20 protein-coding genes are annotated in these 21,505 nt (G+C 72.3%); 13 read left to right on the plus strand and 7 right to left on the minus strand.

Going from position 1 to position 21,505, the window contains the following annotated elements; genetic code table 11:
- The first annotated feature begins 141 nt into the window (after window positions 1–141).
- The 3 genes from RQG84_RS15165 to RQG84_RS15175 all read left to right on the plus strand — a co-directional run bounded on the left by RQG84_RS15165 (window position 142) and on the right by RQG84_RS15175 (window position 3,844).
- Window positions 142–1,824, plus strand: a complete 1,683-nt coding sequence (locus RQG84_RS15165; protein WP_311210677.1) for a nitrite/sulfite reductase — start codon at window positions 142–144, stop codon at window positions 1,822–1,824.
- Between the two features lie 178 nt (window positions 1,825–2,002).
- Window positions 2,003–2,761 carry a sirohydrochlorin chelatase gene (locus RQG84_RS15170; RefSeq protein ID WP_055970569.1) on the plus strand — a complete coding sequence of 253 codons (759 nt, stop codon included), beginning with the start codon at window positions 2,003–2,005 and terminating at the stop codon, window positions 2,759–2,761.
- Between the two features lie 60 nt (window positions 2,762–2,821).
- A complete protein-coding gene (locus tag RQG84_RS15175) occupies window positions 2,822–3,844 on the plus strand; it encodes an AbrB family transcriptional regulator (protein ID WP_311210678.1) in 1,023 nt (340 codons plus the stop codon).
- Between the two features lie 3 nt (window positions 3,845–3,847).
- Here the strand turns inward: RQG84_RS15175 and RQG84_RS15180 are convergent, their stop codons facing one another.
- Entirely contained in the window at window positions 3,848–4,678 is an 831-nt protein-coding gene (locus RQG84_RS15180; RefSeq protein WP_311210679.1) for a PPK2 family polyphosphate kinase, read from the minus strand.
- Between the two features lie 27 nt (window positions 4,679–4,705).
- Between RQG84_RS15180 and RQG84_RS15185 the strand changes: the two genes are divergently transcribed.
- Window positions 4,706–5,356: a dihydrofolate reductase family protein gene (locus tag RQG84_RS15185; protein WP_311210680.1), complete on the plus strand. Its 651-nt coding sequence runs from the start codon at window positions 4,706–4,708 to the stop codon at window positions 5,354–5,356.
- Here RQG84_RS15185 and RQG84_RS15190 read toward each other — a convergent pair.
- Complete coding sequence (locus tag RQG84_RS15190; protein ID WP_311210681.1) at window positions 5,331–6,185, minus strand: SGNH/GDSL hydrolase family protein; 855 nt, start codon at window positions 6,183–6,185, stop codon at window positions 5,331–5,333. The two genes, RQG84_RS15185 and RQG84_RS15190, sit on opposite strands and share 26 nt — an antisense overlap.
- Before the next feature lie 64 nt (window positions 6,186–6,249).
- On the opposite strand from RQG84_RS15190, the gene msrB reads away from it, so the two are divergent.
- Complete coding sequence (gene msrB, locus RQG84_RS15195; RefSeq protein WP_055965946.1) at window positions 6,250–6,672, plus strand: peptide-methionine (R)-S-oxide reductase MsrB; 423 nt, start codon at window positions 6,250–6,252, stop codon at window positions 6,670–6,672.
- 116 nt (window positions 6,673–6,788) lie between these two features.
- On the opposite strand, the gene hemQ is transcribed toward msrB, so the two are convergent.
- Genes hemQ through hemE form a run of 3 tightly spaced genes read right to left on the minus strand, consistent with a single transcriptional unit; the run spans window position 6,789 to window position 9,893 of the window.
- Window positions 6,789–7,499, minus strand: coding sequence for a hydrogen peroxide-dependent heme synthase (gene hemQ / locus RQG84_RS15200; RefSeq protein ID WP_311210682.1), 711 nt, complete (start codon window positions 7,497–7,499; stop codon window positions 6,789–6,791).
- A 22-nt stretch (window positions 7,500–7,521) separates the two neighbouring features.
- Window positions 7,522–8,844, minus strand: coding sequence for a protoporphyrinogen oxidase (gene hemG, locus RQG84_RS15205; RefSeq protein WP_311210683.1), 1,323 nt, complete (start codon window positions 8,842–8,844; stop codon window positions 7,522–7,524).
- A complete protein-coding gene (gene hemE, locus RQG84_RS15210; RefSeq protein ID WP_311210684.1) occupies window positions 8,844–9,893 on the minus strand; it encodes a uroporphyrinogen decarboxylase in 1,050 nt (349 codons plus the stop codon). The genes hemG and hemE overlap by 1 nt, the downstream gene beginning before the upstream one ends.
- Window positions 9,894–9,992: 99 nt before the next feature.
- Between hemE and RQG84_RS15215 the strand changes: the two genes are divergently transcribed.
- The 4 genes from RQG84_RS15215 to RQG84_RS15230 are packed head-to-tail and all read left to right on the plus strand — an operon-like array spanning window position 9,993 to window position 13,331.
- On the plus strand, window positions 9,993–10,571 hold the full coding sequence (locus RQG84_RS15215) for a DUF3000 domain-containing protein (RefSeq protein ID WP_055965937.1): 579 nt from the start codon (window positions 9,993–9,995) through the stop codon (window positions 10,569–10,571).
- On the plus strand, window positions 10,568–11,803 hold the full coding sequence (locus RQG84_RS15220; RefSeq protein ID WP_311210685.1) for an HRDC domain-containing protein: 1,236 nt from the start codon (window positions 10,568–10,570) through the stop codon (window positions 11,801–11,803). Before RQG84_RS15215 ends, RQG84_RS15220 begins: the two co-directional genes overlap by 4 nt.
- Window positions 11,804–11,858: 55 nt before the next feature.
- Complete coding sequence (gene efeU, locus RQG84_RS15225; RefSeq protein WP_311210686.1) at window positions 11,859–12,680, plus strand: iron uptake transporter permease EfeU; 822 nt, start codon at window positions 11,859–11,861, stop codon at window positions 12,678–12,680.
- Between the two features lie 60 nt (window positions 12,681–12,740).
- On the plus strand, window positions 12,741–13,331 hold the full coding sequence (locus tag RQG84_RS15230; protein WP_311210687.1) for a hypothetical protein: 591 nt from the start codon (window positions 12,741–12,743) through the stop codon (window positions 13,329–13,331).
- Window positions 13,332–13,527: 196 nt separating this feature from the next.
- On the opposite strand, the gene RQG84_RS15235 is transcribed toward RQG84_RS15230, so the two are convergent.
- On the minus strand, window positions 13,528–14,499 hold the full coding sequence (locus tag RQG84_RS15235; RefSeq protein ID WP_311210688.1) for an aldo/keto reductase: 972 nt from the start codon (window positions 14,497–14,499) through the stop codon (window positions 13,528–13,530).
- Window positions 14,500–14,586: 87 nt separating this feature from the next.
- Between RQG84_RS15235 and RQG84_RS15240 the strand changes: the two genes are divergently transcribed.
- From RQG84_RS15240 to RQG84_RS15255, 4 genes are all read left to right on the plus strand, one after another.
- The gene (locus RQG84_RS15240) at window positions 14,587–14,910 is read left to right on the plus strand and encodes a hypothetical protein (RefSeq protein ID WP_311210689.1); all 324 of its coding nucleotides are present in this window, start codon (window positions 14,587–14,589) and stop codon (window positions 14,908–14,910) included.
- Between the two features lie 42 nt (window positions 14,911–14,952).
- Window positions 14,953–17,244 (plus strand): protein translocase subunit SecD, encoded by a 2,292-nt coding sequence (secD, locus tag RQG84_RS15245; RefSeq protein WP_311210690.1) that lies wholly within the window; start codon window positions 14,953–14,955, stop codon window positions 17,242–17,244.
- 93 nt (window positions 17,245–17,337) lie between these two features.
- Entirely contained in the window at window positions 17,338–18,714 is a 1,377-nt protein-coding gene (locus RQG84_RS15250) for a cystathionine beta-synthase (RefSeq protein ID WP_311210691.1), read from the plus strand.
- On the plus strand, window positions 18,711–19,880 hold the full coding sequence (locus RQG84_RS15255; protein ID WP_311210692.1) for a cystathionine gamma-synthase: 1,170 nt from the start codon (window positions 18,711–18,713) through the stop codon (window positions 19,878–19,880). The genes RQG84_RS15250 and RQG84_RS15255 overlap by 4 nt, the downstream gene beginning before the upstream one ends.
- An 18-nt stretch (window positions 19,881–19,898) precedes the next feature.
- On the opposite strand, the gene rmuC is transcribed toward RQG84_RS15255, so the two are convergent.
- Window positions 19,899–21,422 carry a DNA recombination protein RmuC gene (rmuC, locus tag RQG84_RS15260; RefSeq protein WP_311210693.1) on the minus strand — a complete coding sequence of 508 codons (1,524 nt, stop codon included), beginning with the start codon at window positions 21,420–21,422 and terminating at the stop codon, window positions 19,899–19,901.
- Window positions 21,423–21,505: the final 83 nt, after the last annotated feature.

The raw sequence follows: 21,505 nt of genomic DNA on the forward strand, positions 1-21,505 counted from the left end.
TCGTGGAGCGTCTCCACGTGGACCTCGGCCGCGCGCACACGATGATCTGTCGCTGATCCGCGCGCCCGCTGACCCTTCCGCGACGCGCGACGACACCGTCCGTCGGACGCGACCGTCGTGCGTCCTCTCCCGAGGACCTTCATGACTTCGAGCACCACCCCGCCCCCCGCACGCACGGCACGTCGTCGCCGTGGTGAGGGCCAGTGGGCGCTCGGCTACCGCGAGCCCCTCAACGCCAACGAGCAGTCCAAGAAGGACGACAACCCGCTCAACGTGCGCGCCCGCATCGAGAACATCTACGCGCACCGCGGGTTCGACAGCATCGACCCCGGCGACCTGCGTGGCCGCTTCCGCTGGTGGGGCCTCTACACGCAGCGCAAGGCCGGCATCGACGGCGGCAAGACCGCGACGCTCGAGCCCGAGGAGCTCGACGACCGCTACTTCATGCTCCGCGTCCGCGTCGACGGCGGCCAGCTCGACCTCCGACAGCTGCGGACGATCGCGGACATCTCGGTGGACTTCGCCCGCGACTCCGCCGACCTGACCGACCGCCAGAACGTGCAGTACCACTGGATCGACGTCCGGGACATGCCGACGATCTGGGAGCGTCTGGAGTCCGTCGGACTCTCCACCCAGGAGGCGTGCGGCGACTGCCCCCGCGTCATCCTCGGCTCCCCCGTGGCCGGCATCAGCGAGGCCGAGATCATCGACGGCCGTCCGGCCATCGAGGCGATCGAGAGCCGCTACATCGGCGACCGCGCGTTCTCCAACCTCCCGCGCAAGTTCAAGTCCGCGATCAGCGGCCACCCCGGGCACGACGTGGTCCCGCAGATCAACGACATCGCATTCATCGGCGCCGAGCATCCCGAGCACGGCCCGGGCTTCGACCTCTGGGTCGGTGGCGGGCTCTCGACCAACCCGATGCTCGCCCAGCGGGTGGGCGTCTGGGTCCCGATCGACGAGGTGCCCGAGGTGTGGGAGGGCGTCGTCAGCATCTTCCGCGACTACGGCTACCGACGTCTGCGCTCGCGTGCGCGGCTCAAGTTCCTCGTGGCCGACTGGGGCATCGAGAAGTTCCGCGAGGTGCTCGAGACCGAGTACCTCGAGCGTTCCCTCGTCGACCTCGAGGCCCCCGAGGTACCCACCACCCCGGTCGACCACGTGGGCGTGCACCGCCAGAAGGACGGCCGGTACTACGTGGGCGTGGCCGCCACGGTCGGTCGCATCTCCGGCACGCTGCTCAACCAGGTGGCCGACGTCGTCGAGGCGCACGGCTCCGACCGCGTCGCCACGACGCCCATGCAGAAGCTCGTCGTGCTCGACGTCGAGGAGGACCGCGTCGAGTCGCTCGTGGACGCCCTCGCCGCCCTCGGCCTGTACGCCCGGCCCTCGCAGTGGCGCCGCAACACCATGGCCTGCACGGGCATCGAGTACTGCAAGCTGGCCATCGTCGAGACCAAGGCGCGTGCCCGTGACCTGGTCGACGAGCTGGAGCAGCGCGTGCCCGAGCTCGACTCGCCGATCACGATCAACGTGAACGGCTGCCCGAACTCCTGCGCCCGCATCCAGACCGCCGACATCGGCCTCAAGGGCCAGCTCGTCCTGGACGAGCAGGGCCAGCAGGTCGAGGGCTTCCAGGTCCACCTCGGCGGCGCCCTCGGGCTCGAGGCCGGGTTCGGCCGCAAGCTCCGCGCCCACAAGGTCACCGGCGAGCAGCTCCCCCACTACGTCGAGAAGCTCTCGCGCACCTACCTCGAGCAGCGCGACGGCGACGAGTCCTTCGCCCGCTGGGTCGCCCGCGCCGACGAGGAGGTCCTGCGATGACAGGTCGAGCCACCCCGTTCCACTGCCCGTACTGCGCGGACGAGGACCTGCGGCCGCACGGCGAGACCCACGGGGAGTGGGAGTGCCGAGCGTGTCAGCGGGCCTTCCGCCTCGGCTACATCGGCCTTCTCCGCCCCACCCCACCCAGCACGACCGAGCCCTCTGGAAGGAGGACAGCATGACTGCACCAGCGTTGATCGCCCTGGCGCACGGCAGCCGCGACCCGCGGTCCGCCGCCACCATCACTGCCCTGACGGAGCTCGTGTCGTGCATGCGTCCCGACCTCCGCGTCACGACGGCGTTCCTCGACCACTCCGAGCCGAGCCTCGACAGCGTCGTCGACCGCCTCGTGGCCGAGGGGCACAGCGAGATCGTCCTCGTGCCGCTCCTGCTCACCGAGGCCTACCACGCGAAGGTCGACGTGCCCGAGGCCGCCGAGGCCGCTCGCGCGCGGCACGACGGGATCCGGATCCAGGTGACCGACGTGCTCGGCATCGAGTCCGCGTTCTTCCGTGTGCTCGACCGACGGCTGCGCGACGTGCTGCGCGAGAACCGGGTCCGGGAGCTGGATGCACTGGTGCTCGCGGGCGCCGGTTCCTCCGACGCCATCGCCAACGCCACCATCGCGCGCGCTGCCCGGGCCTGGGGCGCCCACCACAAGCTCCCCACGATCGCCGCGTTCGCGTCGAGCGCCCCTCCCGCCGCCGGCGAGGCCGTCCGGGCCCACCGGGCCGACGGGCGTCGCAACATCGCGGTCGGCCAGCTGATGCTGGCCCCGGGCTTCCTGCCCGACCGCGTCAAGGAGCTGGCCTACGAGGCCGGCGCCGTGGCCGTGGCCGAGCCGCTCGGCGTCGACGAGGAGATCGCCGAGGTCATCCTGGCGCGCTACGCCGTGGGCGCCGTCCAGCTGGTGTCGTTCGACGCGCTGTTCACCTGATCGCCTCGACGCGGCGATCCACCGCAGCAGGCCCGCATCCCTGGCACTAGCGTCTCCGGGATGCGGGCCTGGTCGCGTCTCGGGGCGCTCGTCGTCGTCGCCTCGGCGCTGCTCGTGCTCGCACGGGTGCCGTCGGCCCTGCTGTTCGGCGGGCTCGTCGGCGCTCTCGTGTACGCCCTCGTCGCCACGCGACGACTCGAGGCGCCGCGCTGGCTCTCCCTCGCCGGCCAGGGCGTGGTCGGCGCCATCGTCGGGTCGTCGGTTGATGCGGGGACCTTCGCCGACCTCGGCTCCTCGTGGCCCGTCGTGCTGGCGGTCTCGGCGTCGACGGTCGCCGTCAGCGTCCTCGCGGGGCAGCTCCTCCTCCTGCACCGCGGCATCTCCCCCGTGACCGCGGCCTTCGCCTCCATCGCCGGCGGCGCGTCCGGCATCACGGCCCTCTCGCGCGAGCTCGGCGCGGACGACCGCGTCGTGACGGTGCTGCAGTACCTCCGGGTGCTCGTCGTGCTGTTCAGCCTCCCGGTGGTCGTCGGCCTGGTGTTCCACGAGAGCGCCGCGGCCGGCGACGACGCGTTCGTGCTCGGCGGCCCGGTCGACCTGGTGTTCTGCGCGGTCGCCGTCGGGTCCGGGCTGCTGCTGGGGCGCGTCGCCCACCTGCCGTCGCCGGCCATCCTCGGGCCGGTGGTCACCGCCGCGGCCCTGCCCGCCGTGCCGTGGTTCCAGGACGCCGTCGTCCCGACGTGGGTCGCCGGACTCGGCTACCTCGCGATCGGGGTGCAGGTGGGACTGCGGTTCACCCTCGAGAGCCTGCGCTCCATCGCCAGGATGCTGCCCACCGCAGCGGTCTCGATCACGCTCACCCTCGTCGCCTGCGCCGGTCTCGGGATCGCCCTGGCCGACGCCACGGGGAGCACGCGGCTCGACGCCTACCTCGCGACCACCCCGGGCGGGCTCTACGCGGTGCTCGCGACCTCGACGTCGACGGGCGGCGACGTGACCTTCGTGACGGCCGTGCAGCTGCTGCGGCTGGTCCTCGTGCTGCTGCTGGCGCCGCTCCTGGCGCGCGTGCTCCGCCGGCGGTGACCGTCAGGACCCCGCGAGACGCGCCCGCTGCTCGTCGACGTCGTAGTCGGCCTCCGGCCAGCTCAGGTCGAGGCCGCGCAGCGCCTCCAGCAGGAGCGTGCCGACCGCCCAGTTGCGGTACCACTTGCGCCCGCTGGGCACGACGTGCCACGGCGCATGCTCGGTGGACGTCCGCTGGAGCACCAGGTCGTACGCGGCCTGGTACTCGTCCCAGAGCTCACGCTCGTCGATGTCGCCCGGGTTGAACTTCCAGTGCTTGGTGGGATCGTCCAGGCGCGCGGCCAGGCGCTCCGCCTGGTCCTCGGGGCTGATGTGCAGCAGGCACTTGAGGATCGTGCCGCCGCCGTCGACGTATCGACGCTCGAAGTCGTTGATCGCCTCGTAGCGTCGCTCGATCTCCGCGTCGTCGGCGAGGGACCGCACGCGACCGATGAGCACGTCCTCGTAGTGGGAGCGGTCGAACACGCCCAGCACGCCGCCGGCCGGCAGCTGCTGCTCGATCCTCCACAGGAAGTCGTGCGCCAGCTCTTCCTCGGTAGGTCTCTTGAACGAGGCGATGCGCACCCCGAGCGGACTCACCAGCCCGACCGCCTTCTCGATGACGCCGCCCTTGCCCGAGGTGTCCATCCCCTGGAGGACGAGCAGGACGGACCGCTCACCCCCGGTGGTGCCTTCGGCATGGAGCCGCTCCTGCAGGTCGGCCAGCTCGGGGCCCAGTGCCGCGAGGGCCGCGACGCCGTCCTCCTTCACACCGTCGAAGCCGGGCGTCGACCTCGAGTCGACGTCGGCGAGGGAGGTGGTGCCCGACAGCGTGCTGCTCAGGGTCTGCGTCATGGCGTCACCGTACCTAGGCTGTGCGTCATGGCCCTGCCGACGATCGACCCCGCGCTCTACGCCTACCCCGACGTCGACCGGGCCTGGGTCCGCGTGAACTTCGTGTCGAGCGTGGACGGCTCCGCCCAGGGCGCGGACGGCGTCTCCGGCATGCTCGGCACCGACGCCGACCAGGCCACCTTCGACCTCTTGCGCGACCTGTGCGACGTCGTCCTCGTGTCCGCCGGCACGGCGCGCGCCGAGGACTACGGCCCCGTCGACGACGGAGTGCTGGCCCTGGTGAGCCGCAGCCTCGACGTACCCGAGCGTCTGCGCGTGCCCGGGGTCCTGGTCGTGGCACCGGCCGACGTCGACGGGCAGAAGGTCGACGCGCTCGAGGCGGCCGGCGTCGAGGTGCTCACGACCGGCGACGCGGACATCGACTGGTCTGCTGTGCTGGACGAGCTCGGCCGGCGCGGACTTCGGCGCGTGCTGTGCGAGGGCGGGCCGTCCCTGCTCGGCACGTTGACCACCCTGGACCTCGTGGACGAGCTGTGCCTGACGCTCTCGCCCGTGCTCGTGGCCGGCGAGGGCCGACGGATCTCCGTCGGGGACGAGGCGACCGACGTGCCCCTCCGCCTCGCGCACGCGATCGACGTCGAGGGGACCCTGCTCACCCGGTGGGTGCGCGACCGCTGACCGGGTCGGCCAGGACCGGCCAGGCGTGGCCGAAGGGCACCTCGTCGTGCTCGCCCAGCGCTGCCAGCACCGACGGCAGCATCGCCTTCGCCGTGCGCTTGTAGCCCAGCGAGCTGGGGTGGAACCGGTCGAGGCTGAACATCTCGTCCGGGTTCGTGACGAAGAACGGACCGACGACGTCGGCCAGCGACACCACGTAGGCGCCGTGCCGCAGGGCCACCTCGCGCTGGGCCGACGCCAGCTGGCGTGACGCGCGGGCCCCGAGCGCTCGCAGCGGCTGCGGCACCGGGGTCAGCGCGCCGAGGTCCGGGCACGTCCCCACCACGACGGCGCTGCCCTTCGCCCGCAGGGCCACGACGCACTTCTCGAGGTGCCCGGCCGACTCCGCCACCGGCACCCGGTGCGTCACGTCGTTGCCGCCCACCACGACGATCGCGACGTCGGGGACGTAGTCGAGCGGGAGGGTGGCCAGCTGCGCGTCCAGCATGCTGCTCTCGGACCCCACCACGGCGGCCGTGCGCAGGCGCACCGCACGGTCGGTCCGCTTGGCGACCTGACGCGCCAACCGCGCCCCGAGGGTGCCCCGCGGACCGTCGGCACCCAGCCCGGCCGCGATCGAGTCGCCGAGGACCAGCAGGTCGATCGTGGCGCCGAGCCGCTTCTTGAAGACCCGGTCGGCGCGCGGCGCGTCCTCACCCAGGGGCTTGCCGATGGCCGCGCGCGCCGTCGCCGCCTGGTGCTGCAGCACCGCACGGGCACCGAGTGCAGCCGCCACGGTGGCCGTCGTCGTCACCAGCAGTCCGGTCGTCACCACACGTCGCAGGTCCACAGGGTCGTTCCTCCCACACGCTCGTGAACGCGTGGACACTTGCACCTGAACGTAGGCTGGAGACATGTCCGACCAGGTGGAACAGAACAGCTACGACGTCGAGAAGTCCGACGAGGAGTGGCGCGCCGAGCTCAGCGCCGCCGAGTACCACGTGCTCCGCGAGGCGGGCACCGAGCGGCCCTTCAGCTCCTCCTTCGAGACCGACACGACGAAGGCGGCGTACGCCTGCCGGGCGTGCGGCTCCGAGCTCTTCCGCAGCGACACCAAGTTCGACGCGCACTGCGGCTGGCCGGCGTTCTACGCGCCCCTGGCCGAGGACCGCGTCCAGTACATCGAGGACCGCTCGATGGGCATGCGCCGCGTCGAGGTCCGCTGCGCGAGCTGCGGCTCGCACCTCGGCCACGTGTTCGAGGGCGAGGGCTTCCCCACCCCCACCGACCAGCGCTTCTGCATCAACGGCATCAGCCTGACGCAGGTCCCCGACTGATCTGTTCGCTCACCCTGGTTCTCACCCACTCACCATGGCGTGCACGCCATGGTGAGTGAGTGAAAGCCATGGTGGGCTCGTGATTCCCATCAGCTGATGGGAATCGCGGTGACGGCTCAGGGCCAGAGGGCGGTGAGGCCGGCGGGGTCGTGGCGACGGCCGGTGTAGAAGGGGATCTCCTCGCGGACGTGGCGGCGGGCGGTGCTGGCGCGCAGGTCGCGCATGAGGTCGACGATGCGGTGCAGGTCGTCGGCCTCGAACGCCAGGAGCCACTCGTAGTCGCCCAGCGCGAACGAGGCCACCGTGTTGGCGCGCACGTCGGGGTACGGACGGGCCTGCATGCCGTGCTCCTTCAGCATCGCGCGGCGCTCCTCGTCGGGGAGCAGGTACCACTCGTAGGACCGCACGAACGGGTACACGCACACCCAGTCGCGGACCGTCTCGTCGGCCATGAAGGCGGGCACGTGCGACTTGTTGAACTCGGCCGGGCGGTGCAGCGCGGTCTGGGACCACACCGGCGCCATGCGTGAGCCGAGCGCGGTCCGCCGGAAGGCGTTGTAGGCCGCCTGGAGCGCCTCGGCGGTCTCGGCGTGCCACCAGACCATCAGGTCGGCGTCGGCACGCATGCCGCTCACGTCGTAGAAGCCACGGACCACCACGTCGTCACCCGCGAGACGCTCGACCAGCGCGTCGACCTCCGCCGCCTCGGCGGCACGGTCGGCGTCGCCGAGCACCCGCTCGAGCCTGAAGACCGACCACATCGTGTAGCGGATGGTCTCGTTGATCTCCTTGGCCAGCTTTCCCTGGTTCGGCAGACGATCGCTCATGGCACCATCCTCCCCCGCTCGTCTAGCGGGCGAGGAGGCGGGCTGCGGCCTCTCGCGCCGACCCGATCACGGCGGGCACCCCGACGCCGCGGTAGGCCGCGCCGCAGACCTCGAGGCCGTCGACCCGGGCCACCGCGGCCTCGACGGTCGCCACCCGTGACAGGTGGCCGACGTCGTACTGCGGGAGCCCACCGCCCCAGCGCTGCACGTGGGCGGACTGCACGGACGGGAGCGACCCGTACGCCGCAGCGAGGTCGGTCAGCGCCAGGTGAGCGACCTGCTCGTCGTCCTGGTGGAGCACCCCCGTGTCGCCTGCGCGGCCGATCGACGCCCGCACGACCGTGCGGTCCCCGGCGAGCTCGGCCAGCCAGGCCCACTTGTGGGTCGAGGTGGTGGAGCCCTTCACGACCGTGCCGTCGATCGGCGGCACGAGGAACCCGGATCCCTCGACGTCGATCGGGCCGTCGAGCACGAAGGTCGCGATGGCCATCGAGGCGTAGTCGATCGCCGCGAGGGAGAACGCCGCCGGCGGCGCGGCCTCCGCGAGCAGGCGCGCAGCGGCCGGCGCGGGTGCGGCCACGACGACGGCGTCGAAGGCCAGGGTCTCGATGGCCGAGGTCGGCCCGACGTGGAGCTCCCAGCCGCCGTCGACGGGAGTGATCGCGCGGACGGTCGACCGCAGCCGGACGTCGAGGTCGCCGTGCTCGACGACGCGGTGCGGCAGGGTGCCGACCCCGCCGACGATCCCGGCGAACACCGGGGTCTCCAGCGTGCGGGTCTCCGCCCGGGTCCGAGCGGCGCCCGCGAGGGGGTCCTCGCCGAGGGCCAGCACCTGCGGCGCCGCCGCCCGCAGCGACAGCCGGTCCGCGTGCCCCGCGTAGACCCCACCGAGGAGCGGCTCGACCATCCGGTCCACGACCTCCCGGCCGAGACGCGGCTCCAGGAAGGCGGCCACCGAGACGTCGTCCTCGGGCACGGGAAGGGCGTGCCCGGCGGGCCGCTCGGCGACGATGCCCGAGGCCTCGAGGGCGTCGAGGTCGGCCGGGACGCCCATGACGGTCGGCGGCAGGGGCCGCAGGGCCCCCCGGGTCCAGATCGACGCCGACGTGGTCGCGGGGTGGGTGAGCTCGGCGCCCACCCGTGTCGCGAGGTCGACGGCCTCGGGACGTCGCGCGAGCAGCGACTCGGCCCCGACGTCGACCCGCAGGTCGCCCACCCGGTCGACGTGCAGCTTCCCGCCGATCCGGTCCGATCCCTCGAGCACGACGACGTCGCACCCGGCCTCGACCAGGTCGAGCGCCGCCGTCAGCCCGGCGATGCCGGCGCCCACCACCGCGACGCGCATCAGACCCGCTCGTACCCGTGCACGAAGTCCACCAGGCCCTTCACGGCGTCGGGGTCGGTCTGCGGCAGCACCCCGTGCCCCAGGTTGAAGACGTGGCCGCGGGCGCTGCGCCCGCGCTCGATGGCCGCCGCGGCCTTCGTGTGCAGCACGTCGGCCGGCGCGAACAGCAGCGTCGGGTCCAGGTTCCCCTGCACCGACCGGCCCGGCCCGACCTTCTCGATGGCGCGGTCGAGCGGAACCCGCCAGTCCACGCCCACGACGTCGGCGCCGACGTCGCCCATCTGGTCGAGCAGCTCGCCCGTGCCGACACCGAAGTGGATGCGCGGCACGCCGAGGTCGGCCACGGACTCCAGCACCCGACGCGAGTGGGGCGCCACGTAGGTCTCGTAGTCCGACGGCGAGAGCGTCCCGGCCCACGAGTCGAACAGCTGCACGGCCGACGCGCCGGCCTCCACCTGGATCCGCAGGAAGTCCGCCGCGATGTGGGACAGCCGCTCCAGCAGGTCGTTCCACAGGCCGGTCTGGGAGTACATGAGCTGCTTGGTGATGCGGTGGTCGCGCGAGGGCCCGCCCTCGACGAGGTAGGACGCCAGCGTGAAGGGCGCCCCGGCGAAGCCGATGAGCGGCGTCGAGCCCAGCTCGCCGACGAGGGCGCGGGCCGCGGCCGCGATGCTCTCGACGTCGTCGGGCTCGAGCCGGCGCAGCTGCTCCAGCTGACCCCGGCGGCGGATCGGGTCGGCGATGACCGGCCCCGTCCCGGGGACGATGTCGAGGTCGACGCCGATGGCCTTCAGCGGCACGACGATGTCGGAGAAGAAGATCGCGGCGTCGACGCCGTAGCGCCGCACCGGCTGCATCGTGATCTCCACGACCAGGTCGGTCGAGAAGCACGAGTCGAGCATGGCCACGCCCTCGCGGATCTTCAGGTACTCGGGCAGGTGCCGGCCCGCCTGACGCATGAACCACACGGGGACGCGGCTCGTGGGCTCGCCACGGCAGGCGCGCAGGAAGTCGCTGTCGGCGGTGATGTCGGAGGGGGAGGTGCTCACCGGCCGATTCTCGCAGGGACAGGGCCGAAGGGTGCAGCCGCGGTGCCGGGCCCTGCGTGTCGGGACCCCGACGCGGCCCGGAGTGCCTACGATCGGCCTGTGGGCGTCCGCAGCGAGATCGATCACACTCCTCCAGCGTTCCTGGCTGCCCTGGAGCAGCTGCACGCCGCACCCTTGCGCCCGGAGGTCGCGATCGACGAGATCCCGGCACCGCAGCGCATCGCCCCGCACGCCCACGCGCTCAGCGGCGACGTGGAGGTCGCCGGCGACGACGTCGCCACCGGGCGCTTCATCCTGCTCCACGACCCCGCGGGCAACGACGCCTGGAACGGCGAGTTCCGCTGCGTCACCTTCGCCCGCGCCGAGGTCGAGGCCGAGATGGCCGCCGACCCCGCCCTGGCCAGCGTCGGCTGGAGCTGGCTGGTCGACGCGCTCGCGACCCACGGCGGCACGCACACGGCAGCCAGCGGGAGCGTCACGGTCGTCACCACCGAGACCTTCGGCGAGATGGCCGACGACGCCGGGTCCGCCCAGGTCGAGGTGCGCGCGTCGTGGACGCCCACCTCCGAGGTCGGCGCCCACGTCGCGGCCTGGTCCGAGCTGCTGTGCACCCTCGCCGGGCTCCCCCCGCTGAGCCCCGGGGTGGTCCCGCTGCAGCGACGTCGAGGACGTCGTTGAGCTCGTCCGCGTCGGACACGCCCGGGAGCGAGGAGGTCGCTCCCCCGCTGCCGCGCCTGCAGCTGCGTGATCCGCTCCCTCCGGTCATCGACACCGTCGACGACTACGTCAACTACTGCGCCCGGGTCTCCCTCGGCTCCGGGCCCGTCGCCCTCGACGCCGAGCGCGCCTCCGGCTACCGCTACTCCCAGCGCGCCTACCTGGTCCAGGTGCGACGCGACGGCAGCGGCACCGGTCTCGTCGACCCGATCGCGTTCGACGACCTCACCGACCTCGACGAGGCGATCGGTGACGCGGAGTGGATCCTGCACGCCGCCACCCAGGACCTTCCGTGCCTGGCCGAGATCGGCCTGCGTCCCACCGCACTGTTCGACACCGAGCTCGCCGGGCGGTTGCTGAACCTGCCCCGGGTCGGGCTGGCCTCCCTCGTGGAGCACTACCTCGGGCTCAGCCTGGCCAAGGAGCACTCCGCGGCCGACTGGTCCACCCGCCCGCTGCCCGAGCCGTGGCTCGAGTACGCGGCGCTCGACGTCGAGGTGCTGATCGAGCTGCGCAACCTGATCGAGGCCGACCTCGAGAGGACCGGCAAGCGGGAGTGGGCGGCCCAGGACTTCGAGGCCCTGCTGTCGTTCACCGGGGCACCTCAGCGCGAGGAGCGCTGGCGCCGCACCTCCGGCATCCACCGCGCCCGGGGTCGACGGACCCTGGGTCTCGTCCGAGCGATCTGGGAGGCGCGTGACCGCATCGCCGAGCAGCGCGACACCACCCCGGGCCGCATCCTGCCCGATGCCTCGATCCTCGAGATCGCCCGCGAGGCACCGCGCGACGCCTCCGCGCTCCGGCAGCTCTCGGTCATGCGCTCGCGTGGTCCGCGCCGCTTCGTCCAGGAGTGGCTCGACGCCGTCGAGGAGGGACTGGCCCTGGCGGAGGACGAGCTGCCGCACTCCACGCCGAACCGCGACGGACCGCCTCCGCCGCGCGCCTGGGCCGACAAGCACCCCGAGGCCGCGGCGCGCCTGGCCGCCGCCCGCGAGGCCGTCGCGCGCATCGCCGAGGAGAACGACCTGCCGACCGAGAACCTCATCTCCCCCGGGCTGGTCCGCGCCCTGGCCTGGGAGCCCCCGAGCACTCCTGACGTCGCCCACGTCGGCGACACGCTGGCCGAGGCCGGCGCCCGCCCGTGGCAGGTCGAGCTCGTCGCGACCGACCTGGCCGCCGCCCTGCAGCCGTAGGCGATCTCACAGCCGCAGCCCTGTCAGGCAAGGCGAACCTGAGTAGCATGTCGTTGTGCTCGCCAACTTCCTGATCGGCCTGCGCGAGGGACTCGAGGCCAGCCTCGTCGTCAGCATCCTGCTGGCCTACCTCGTGCGGACCGACCGACGCCACGACGCCCGGTACATCTGGCTCGGCGTCGGGGGTGCCATCGCCCTCGTGGTCGTGGTGTTCACGGTCGTCACGCTCGTGTTCGAGCAGCTGCCCTTCGTCTGGCAGGAGGCCGTCGGCGGGACGCTGTCGATCCTGGCCGCAGCGCTGGTCACGTGGATGATCTTCTGGATGCGGCGCACCGCACGGGGGCTCAAGCGCGAGCTCGAGGGAGAGCTCGCCACCGCCGTCGAGCTCGGACCCCTGGCGATCGCCACGGTGGCGTTCCTGACGGTGGGTCGCGAGGGCCTGGAGACGGCCGCCATCATCTGGGCCACCATCTCGGGCAGCTACACGGCGGAGCCGTTCGTCGGGGCGATCAGCGGCATCCTCGTCGCGGTGGGCCTCGGCTACCTCATCTACCGGGGAGCCGTCCGCATCAACCTGGCGACCTTCTTCACCGTCACCGGCGCGCTGCTCGTCGTGGTCGCGGCCGGTGTCCTCGCCTACGGGATCCACGACCTGCAGGAGGCCGGCATCCTGCCCGGTCTCGGCACGCTCGCGTTCGACGTGTCCGACACCATCCCGCCCGACAGCTGGTACGGGACCCTGCTGAAGGGAACCGTGAACTTCCAGCCGAACCCCACGGTGCTGCAGGTCGTGGCCTGGGTCGCGTACCTGGTCCCGGTGCTGTGGATCTACCTGCGTCCGCGTCGCACGCCTGCGACGGTCGGCTCGGCGGCCTGATCCGGTGGCGGGCTACGCCCCGGCGGATACGGTGGTGCCCATGCCAGCCCGGTGCCCGCGATGAGCGACTTCCATCGCCCGTCCCTGCCGGGGCAGAAGCTGTTCGAGGCGCTCGCGCACGACACCGACCCCGCCGAGGTGGCTGCTGCCGGTCACCGCATCGCGCACCTGCTGGTGCGCGGCCCGCTGGACCGCGACGACCGCGAGCTGGTCGATCGAGTGCTGCACCTCTCCGACGCCGAGGGACTCGGCGTCATCGCCGAGCTCTGGTCGCACGCCGCGCCCGACACGCTCTCGGGAGCCCTGTGGCGGTTGTACCTGCTGCGTGAGTGGGTGCACCGCCAACCGCGGCAGGCCGCCGCGGAGTTCGCCGCGGGCCGCAGCTTCGCGCCGGTCCACGAGGTGCTCGCCGGCGTCGTCGAGCCCCCGGGCGCCGACGAGGTGGTGGCGCTCGTGGACACCGTCGTGCGCGGCATCGTCGTCACCGACCTCGACGTCGTCCTCGACCGGGCGGCCGCGTTCGCCCACATCGTGGGAGTAGGTCGCGGACAGCTCGACGATGGCGACGCGCACAGCGCGGCCCGGCTCCTCGACATGGCCCAGCACCTGCGCCGTTCAGCGGCGCTGGAGCGGTCCGGCTCCCTGCACTGACGGGCTCCGCAGCCCCACGTGAAATGTGTCACGAGGTCAGGTCGGCTCGTCGCTTGTGTGGGCCGGCGAGCGAGTTAGGCTGGTTCAGCGCCGGGTCGGTGCAAGCCCCGGGTCCCAAATGAAGCCGCTACGAGCGGCCACGCGCCGTGAGGCGCTTCCCGGCCCGGCGCATCACTCCTCGGTCGGTCCCGACGCCTCAGGCGGGCGCGAAGGTCGTGTACGACTGACGTGCGGCCCCGATCTCGGACAGGGCCGCGAGGTCGTCCTCGGACGGCAGCCAGCCGACCGCGTCGGCGTTGGCGCGCACCTGCTCGGGGCGGGTCGCACCGGCGATCACGCTCGTCACGGCGTCCTGGGCCGCCAGTCCGCCCATAGCCACCTGCAGGAGGGTGAGGTCCCGCTCGTCGGCGAAGGTCTGCAGTGCCTCGATCCGCTCCCAGTCGGCCCCGGCGAGCCGCTCCGACTGCGCTGCGAGACGGGTCCCGGACGGAGCGTCCTCGCCGCGCCGGTACTTGCCGGTGAGCAGTCCGTAGGCCAGCGGGAAGTACGGCAGCAGCCCGACGTCGAGCCGCTCGCACGCCGGGACCAGCTCCACCTCCGCCGTGCGGTTGTACAGCGAGTACTCGTTCTGCGCGGTCGCGAAGCGCGCCAGGTCCGCCGACCGGCTGCGCCAGTCGGCGTCGACCAGCTGCCAGGCCTGGAAGTTCGAGCAGCCGATCGCGCGCACGGTGCCCGCCTGCACCAGGGCGTCGAGCGCCTCGAGGGTCTCCTCGACCGGCGTCAGCGGGTCGGGGGTGTGCAGCTGGTAGAGATCGACGTGGTCGGTGCCGAGCCGACGCAGGCTGGCCTCCACGGCCGTGCGTACGTACGCGGCGCTCCCCCGCCGCCCGCCGTCGTCGCCGTTGCGGCCCTGCATGTCCATGCCGAACTTCGTGGCCACCACGACGTCGTCGCGTCGCGAGCCCAGCGCGGCGCCCAGCAGCTCCTCGCTCGCACCCAGCCCGTAGGTGTCGGCGGTGTCGAAGAACGTCACGCCCCGCTCGATCGCGGCATCGACCACCTCCTGGACCTGGTCGGCGTCGATCCGACTGCCGAAGGCGTTGCACCCGATGCCGACCACGGGCACCTGGATGCCGGAATGACCGAGGGGACGCTGCGCGAGATCCATGCCACCGAGACTAGGACCCCGAGCAGGCGGGTGACCCCCGTGGCCGCGTCCACCGGCTCCACGCGCACGTCGCCTAGACTGCAGCGCATGCCTGGACCCCGTCGCACGCTGGCCGCCGCCGTGTGCGCCGCCGTGGTCGGGCTGTTCCTCGTGGCCGGCGTCGGGGTCGCGCAGGCGTCGCCGCAGCACAGGGCCACCACCGTGCAGGCGTCGTCGGCCACGCACCACGCCGCCCACGTGCGGTCCACCGGCGACCACACCGACCACCGGGACCTCGACCTGTGGTCGATCCCGCCGGTCGAGGCGGACGAGCTCCCCGAGAGCGAGCGCGGCGCGGCCCCGGCGCATGCCGTCGTGCCCGTGCCCGGGCAGGTGGCGCGACCGCTCGGGCGAGGTCCTCCGGCTGCCTGACGTCCCCGTCCAGCAGCCCGCCACCACCTCGAAAGTCCTTCCATGAGCAACCGTGCACCCCTGTGGCGCGCGATCACGGCCTTCGCCGTCCTCGCCGCCTCCCTCGCCTTCGCGTACTTCAAGCCGGCCAACCTCGGACTGGACCTGGAGGGTGGGACCCAGATCGTCCTCGAGACCCAGAGCACCGACCGGATCGAGGCCGACGCCGAGTCCACCGCCCGCGCACTGGAGGTCATCCGTGGCCGCGTCGACGCTCTCGGCGTGGCCGAGCCGACACTGGCGCAGTCCGGCGACCGGCGCATCATCGTCGAGCTGCCCGGCGTCCAGGACCCCCGCGAGGCGGCCGAGGTCATCGGCCAGACCGCCCAGCTGTCGTTCCACGAGGTGCTGAGCCCGGCCACCGAGGGCCAGGAGCCCGAGGAGGACCAGATCGTCGCCGCCGACGAGCAGGGTCAGCCGCTCCTGCTCGGACCCACGGTCATCGACGGCGAGGGCGTCTCCGACGCGCAGGCCGCCCAGCCTCAGAACAGCATCGGCCAGTGGGTCGTCAACGTCGACTTCGCCGGCGACGGCCGCACGGGCTGGCGCGACCTCGTCGCCGCGGCCTGCGCCAACACCGCCGGCGGGAACCGGGTCGCGATCCTGCTCGACGAGGACATCATCTCCTCCCCCGCCGTCCAGCCCGAGCTGTGCACGTCCGGCGGCGGCAACAACACCAGCATCACCGGCAGCTTCACCCAGGCCGAGGCCGACGACCTCGCCGTGCTCATCAAGGGCGGCGCGCTCCCCGTGCCGGTCGAGGTCATCGAGCAGCGCACCGTCGGCGCTACGCTCGGTGCCGCTGCCATCGACGCCTCGATCGAGGCCGGCATCATCGGCATCATCCTGACCGGCCTGTTCATCGTGCTCGTCTACCGCGCCATCGGCTTCATGGCCACGCTCGGCCTGGCCTCGTACGCCGCCATCTCCTACGGCCTGCTCGTCTGGATCGGGGCCACCCTGACCCTGCCCGGACTGGCCGGCTTCGTCCTGGCCATCGGGCTGGCGATCGACGCCAACGTGCTCGTGTTCGAGAGAGCGCGTGAGGAGTACGAGAAGAACGGCAACCTCCACCTGTCGCTGACGACCGGCTTCAACAAGGCGTGGTCGGCCATCCTCGACTCGAACGTCACCACGATCCTCGCCGCGGCGCTGCTGTTCGTCCTGGCGTCCGGCCCGGTCAAGGGCTTCGGCGTGACGCTGACCATCGGCACGATCGCGTCGATGTTCTCGGCGCTGGTGGTCGCGAGGGTGCTCACCGAGTGGGCCGTGAAGAGGTCCGTGCTGCGCAAGCATCCGGGCGTCACCGGCATCGCCAACACCGGCCCCGTGCGCAAGTGGCTCAACGAGCGCGGTCCCGACCTGATGAGGCGCAGCGGCACGTGGATCGCCATCACGCTGGTCGTCGCCGGCGTGTCGGTCAGCGGCATCCTGCTGCGCGGGCTCAACCTCGGTGTCGAGTTCACCGGCGGCCGGATCCTGGAGTTCTCCACCGCCCAGACGGCCGACGTCGAGGACGTCCGCACGGCCGTCTCCGACGCGGGCTTCCCGCGTGCCGTCGTGCAGGAGTCCTCCGGCGACGGACAGAGCGAGAACGTCACCGTCCGGCTCGACGACATCTCCAACGAGGAGGCCGTCCAGGTCGAGGAGGCGGTCGAGACCGTGGCCGGCGAGGCCACCAAGGAGAGGGACGAGCTGATCGGCCCGAGCCTGGGCAAGGAGCTGCGCGACAAGGCACTCATCGCCTTCGGCATCGCGATCGCCGCCCAGATGCTCTACCTCGCGTGGCGGTTCCGCTGGACCTACGCGGTCTCGGCCCAGCTGTCCATGGCGTCGGTGGTGCTGACGGTCGTCGGCATCTTCGCCTGGTGGGGCAAGCCGATCGACGGCGTGTTCCTGGCTGCGGTCCTCTCGATCATCGGCCTCGCGGTCAACGACACCATCGTGGTCTTCGACCGCATCCGCGAGCACACCGGCGACAACCGCGGCCGCAAGCTGCGCGAGGTCGTGAACGAGGCGATCCTGCAGACGATCCCGCGTACCGTGAACACCGGTCTCGGCGCGATGTTCATCCTGGCCGCCCTCGCGGTGCTTGGCGGCGACTCGCTCACCGACTTCGCGATCGCCCTCCTCCTGGGCCTGTCGATCGGCATCCTGTCGACGATCTTCACCGCGTCCGCCCTGGCGGTCGTGCTGGAGGAGCGCTGGCCGCACGACCCGGAGCGGAAGCCCAAGGTCGTCGACAAGTACGCCCAGATCGACGACGGACGCAGCGCCGACGGCGCCGTCGTCTGAGCCGACCCCGGTGAGGAGCTGCCGCCCGTCCACGTGGTGACGGCGGCAGCGCCTCGGGGTCGGCCGTATCGGCCGGGTGGCAGGATGAGCAGCATGCGCATCGCGAATCACGTGGTCGACCTCGTGGGCGGCACCCCGCTCGTGAAGTTGTCCAGCGTCGTCCCGGCAGGATCTGCCCTGGTGGCGGCCAAGATCGAGTACCTCAACCCCGGCGGCAGCTCCAAGGACCGCATCGCCGTCAAGATGGTCGACGAGGCCGAGGCCTCCGGTGCCCTCAAGCCCGGCGGGGTCATCGTCGAGCCGACGTCGGGCAACACCGGGGTGGGGCTCGCGCTGGTGGCCCAGCAGCGCGGCTACACCTGCATCTTCGTGTGCCCCGACAAGGTCAGCGAGGACAAGCGCAACACCCTGCGCGCCTACGGGGCCGAGGTCGTCGTGTGCCCCACGGCCGTGCCGCCCGAGCACCCCGACAGCTACTACAACGTCTCCGACCGCCTGGTGCGCGAGACCCCGAACGCCTGGAAGCCCGACCAGTACTCGAACCCGGCCGGGCCCGCCTCGCACTACGAGACGACCGGTCCGGAGATCTGGGCCGACACCGACGGCACGGTCACCCACTTCGTCGCCGGCGTCGGGACCGGCGGCACCATCACCGGCGCCGGGCGGTACCTCAAGGAGGTCTCGGGCGGTCGCGTCAAGGTCGTCGGCGCCGACCCCGAGGGATCGGTGTACTCCGGCGGCACGGGCCGCCCGTACCTCGTGGAGGGCGTGGGCGAGGACTTCTGGCCGAGCGCCTACGACCCCGAGATCGCCGACGAGATCATCGCCGTCTCCGACGCCGACGCCTTCGACATGACGCGGCGCCTCGCGCGCGAGGAGGGCCTGCTCGTCGGCGGCTCCTGCGGCATGGCCGTCGTCGCCGCCCTCAAGGTCGCCGAGCGCGAGGGTCCCGACGCCGTCGTCGTCGTGCTGCTGCCCGACGGGGGCCGTGGGTACCTGTCCAAGATCTTCAACGACGACTGGATGTCGTCGTACGGCTTCCTGCGCGAGCCCCTCGACGGCCACACCGACCGCCCCAGCGTGGGCGACGTGCTGCGCCGCAAGAGCGGCGACCTCCCGGCACTCGTGCACACGCACCCGTCCGAGACCATCCGCGACGCCATCGAGATCCTGCGCGAGTACGGCGTCTCCCAGATGCCGGTCGTCGGCGCGGAGCCGCCCGTCGTCATCGGTGAGGTCGCGGGCAGCGTCAGCGAGCGCACCCTGATCAGCGCCGTCTTCGAGGGGCGGGCCGCCCTCACCGACCCGGTCTCCAAGCACATGGAGGCGCCGCTCCCCCTGCTGGGCGCCAACGAGGACCTCGACGCGGCCCTCGAGGCACTCGGCGAGAGCGACGCCGTCATGGTCATCGAGGACGGCAAGCCGCTGGGCGTCCTCACCCGTCACGACCTCCTGGGGGTCCACGTATGAGCAACGAGAAGAGCCAGCACGAGCTCGACCCGCGCGGCTTCGCGACCCGTGCGATCCACGCCGGCCACGAGCCCGACCCGGCCACGGGTGCGGTCAACGTCCCGATCTACGCCTCCAGCACCTTCGCCCAGGACGGCGTCGGCGGCATGCGCAGCGGCTACGAGTACGCCCGCACCGGCAACCCCACGCGCGCGGCCCTCGAGGCCAACCTCGCGTCGCTGGAGGACGGCCGGCACGGCCGGGCGTTCTCGTCCGGCATGGCCGCCACGGACGCCGCCCTGCGGACCCTGCTGCGTCCCGGCGACCACCTGGTGATCCCCGACGACGCCTATGGCGGGACCTTCCGGCTCATCGACAAGGTGTTCACGCAGTGGGGCATCTCCTACACCCCGGTGGCCGTCAACGACGTCGACGCGGTGCGCGCCGCGATCACGTCCGCCACCAAGGTCGTGTGGGTCGAGACGCCCACCAACCCGCTGCTCAACATCGCCGACATCGAGCGGGTGGCCGAGGTCGCCCACGACGCAGGCGCACGCTTCGTGGTCGACAACACGTTCGCCTCGCCCTACCTGCAGCAGCCGTTGAGGCTCGGTGCCGACGTGGTGCTGCACTCGACCACCAAGTACCTGGGCGGCCACTCCGACGTCGTGGGTGGCGCGCTCCTGACCGACGACGCCGAGCTCGACGCCGGGTTCGGCTTCCTGCAGAACGGTGCAGGCGGGGTCCCCGGGCCGTTCGACGCCTACCTGACGTTGCGCGGCGCCAAGACGCTCGCGGTCCGCATGGAGCAGCACTGCACCAACGCCGAGGCGGTCGTCGACCTGCTCGTCGGCCATCCCGCCGTGGCCTCGGTCCTGTACCCGGGTCTGCCGGACCACCCGGGCCACGAGGCAGCCGCACGCCAGATGCGCCGGTTCGGCGGCATGGTGTCGCTGCGCCTGGCCGGAGGACGCCAGGCCGCACTCGACCTGTGCTCCCGCACGAGCATCTTCACCCTGGCCGAGAGCCTCGGCGGCATCGAGTCCCTGATCGAGCACCCCGGCGCGATGACCCACGCCTCCACGGCCGGTTCCGTGCTCGAGGTCCCCGACGACCTGGTGCGTCTCAGCGTGGGCATCGAGGACACCGCCGACCTGCTGGCCGACCTCGAGCAGGCACTCGCCTGACCGGGCCGTGACGTCGGGTCAGCCGACGTCGCGGCCCCGTTCGGCCTCGGAGGGCGTGACCATGTCGACCTCGAGCTCCTCGCGCTCGAGGTCGGCGAAGAGGTCCTGCTCGTCGACCGCCGCCCGCGGCGCGGACGCGGCCGGCTCCGCCTCGGGCGCCGCCTCGGGCGCCGCCCCGGGCTCGACCTGCGGCGTCGTGTCGGCGGCGAGCTCGGGGGCGTTCAGCTTCCGCACGTGCGTGTCCTCGATGGTGGCGATGCTGCCGAGCTGGGCGGCCTCGTCGACGGCGTCGAGCTTGCGGGCGGTCGAGATGACCTGGCGATCGAGCGAGCCGACGAGCTTGTTGTAGTCGTCGACGGAGCGCTCGATCGTGCGGCCGAGCTTGGACACGTGGCCCGAGAGCGTGCCGAGGCGCTTGTAGAGCTCGCGGCCGAGCGCGACGAGCTCGAGCGCGTTCTCCGCCATCTGCTCCTGCTTCCAGGTGAGCGCGACGGTCTTGAGCACGGCCCAGAGGTTGACCGGGGTCGCCAGCGCGATGCCCTGGCTGTAGGCGTGCTCCATGAGGCCGGGATCGGCGTCGAGCGCGTCGTTGAGGATCGCCTCGTTGGGGATGAACGCGATCGTGAACTCGGGGCTCTCCTCCAGCCCGGTCCAGTACTGCTTGGAGGCGAGGGTGTCGACGTGCGACTTGACGGCCCGGGCGTGCTGGAGGCGGACCTGCTTGCGCCGGTCGTCGTCGAGCTCGTCGCGGTAGGCCTCGATGAACGCGCGGTACGGCACCTTGGCGTCGATCGCCAGGCGCTTGCCCCCGGGCAGGTTGATGACCATGTCGGGGCGGCGCGCACCGCTGTCGGCCGTGATCGACTCCTGCACCGAGTAGTCGATGCGGTTGAGCAGCCCGGCCGACTCCACGAGCGTGCGCAGCTGGGTCTCGCCGTAGGTGCCGCGGACGGCGTTGTTGCTCAGGGCCGCGGACAGCGCCTCGGCCGCCTGCTTGGACTGCGCCGCCGTCTCGCGGGTGACCCGGAGCTGCTCGGCCAGCTGGCCGTGCTGCTCGGCGCGCTGCTGCTCCAGCTCGTCGACCTTGGCCTGCATGCCCTTGAGCTGGGCGGCCACGGGCGCCAGCTGCTGCAGCACCTTGCTCTCGGCGGCACCGGACGCCTCCCGCTTCTGCTCCTCGCGCCGGTGACGCTCCACCGCGTCGCGGTACTGCTGCTGCGCGGCGCCGACCTGCTCGCGCAGCTCCTTGGCCTCCGCCGCGACCGCGGCCAGACGCGCCTCCACCGCGGCGCGCGCCGAGGCGAGGGAGCTCTCGAGCTGCGCCTGCTCGACGGCGGCCGCGTGCCGGACCTCGGCCAGCTGCACCTGGGCGTCGTGCCGGAGCTCGCTGACCTCGGCGGTGTGCCGCGCCTCGACCACGGCGAGGTCCTCGTGACCGCAGACCACGTCCTGCCGACGCGCACGATCCACCAGGGCACCGATCACCGCACCGAGCGCGATGCCCACCAGCAGACCGAGCAGAAGTGCCGTCGAGGAAGCCATGGCCCGAGTCTCCCAACCAGGACCGACAGAAGCGCGGAGGCGTGCCGTGGCCCGGCGCGTGGACCCGCCCGACGTGACCCGAA

It is taken from the genome of Aeromicrobium sp. WCS2018Hpa-31, assembly GCF_031843905.1.
Lineage (GTDB): Bacteria > Actinomycetota > Actinomycetes > Propionibacteriales > Nocardioidaceae > Aeromicrobium.

Bases quoted from the DNA above. Each gene is read 5' to 3' on its own strand.
- hemQ (WP_311210682.1), bottom strand. From the start codon at position 7,499: ATGAGCGATCGTCTGCCGAACCAGGGAAAGCTGGCCAAGGAGATCAAC.
- rmuC (WP_311210693.1), bottom strand. From the start codon at position 21,422: ATGGCTTCCTCGACGGCACTTCTGCTCGGTCTGCTGGTGGGCATCGCG.
- RQG84_RS15170 (WP_055970569.1), top strand. From the start codon at position 2,003: ATGACTGCACCAGCGTTGATCGCCCTGGCGCACGGCAGCCGCGACCCG.
- msrB (WP_055965946.1), top strand. From the start codon at position 6,250: ATGTCCGACCAGGTGGAACAGAACAGCTACGACGTCGAGAAGTCCGAC.
- RQG84_RS15235 (WP_311210688.1), bottom strand. From the start codon at position 14,499: ATGGATCTCGCGCAGCGTCCCCTCGGTCATTCCGGCATCCAGGTGCCC.
- RQG84_RS15250 (WP_311210691.1), top strand. From the start codon at position 17,338: ATGCGCATCGCGAATCACGTGGTCGACCTCGTGGGCGGCACCCCGCTC.
- RQG84_RS15165 (WP_311210677.1), top strand. From the start codon at position 142: ATGACTTCGAGCACCACCCCGCCCCCCGCACGCACGGCACGTCGTCGC.
- secD (WP_311210690.1), top strand. From the start codon at position 14,953: ATGAGCAACCGTGCACCCCTGTGGCGCGCGATCACGGCCTTCGCCGTC.
- hemG (WP_311210683.1), bottom strand. From the start codon at position 8,844: ATGCGCGTCGCGGTGGTGGGCGCCGGCATCGCCGGGCTGACGGCGGCG.
- RQG84_RS15255 (WP_311210692.1), top strand. From the start codon at position 18,711: ATGAGCAACGAGAAGAGCCAGCACGAGCTCGACCCGCGCGGCTTCGCG.
- RQG84_RS15240 (WP_311210689.1), top strand. From the start codon at position 14,587: ATGCCTGGACCCCGTCGCACGCTGGCCGCCGCCGTGTGCGCCGCCGTG.
- RQG84_RS15175 (WP_311210678.1), top strand. From the start codon at position 2,822: ATGCGGGCCTGGTCGCGTCTCGGGGCGCTCGTCGTCGTCGCCTCGGCG.
- RQG84_RS15230 (WP_311210687.1), top strand. From the start codon at position 12,741: ATGAGCGACTTCCATCGCCCGTCCCTGCCGGGGCAGAAGCTGTTCGAG.
- RQG84_RS15180 (WP_311210679.1), bottom strand. From the start codon at position 4,678: ATGACGCAGACCCTGAGCAGCACGCTGTCGGGCACCACCTCCCTCGCC.
- RQG84_RS15185 (WP_311210680.1), top strand. From the start codon at position 4,706: ATGGCCCTGCCGACGATCGACCCCGCGCTCTACGCCTACCCCGACGTC.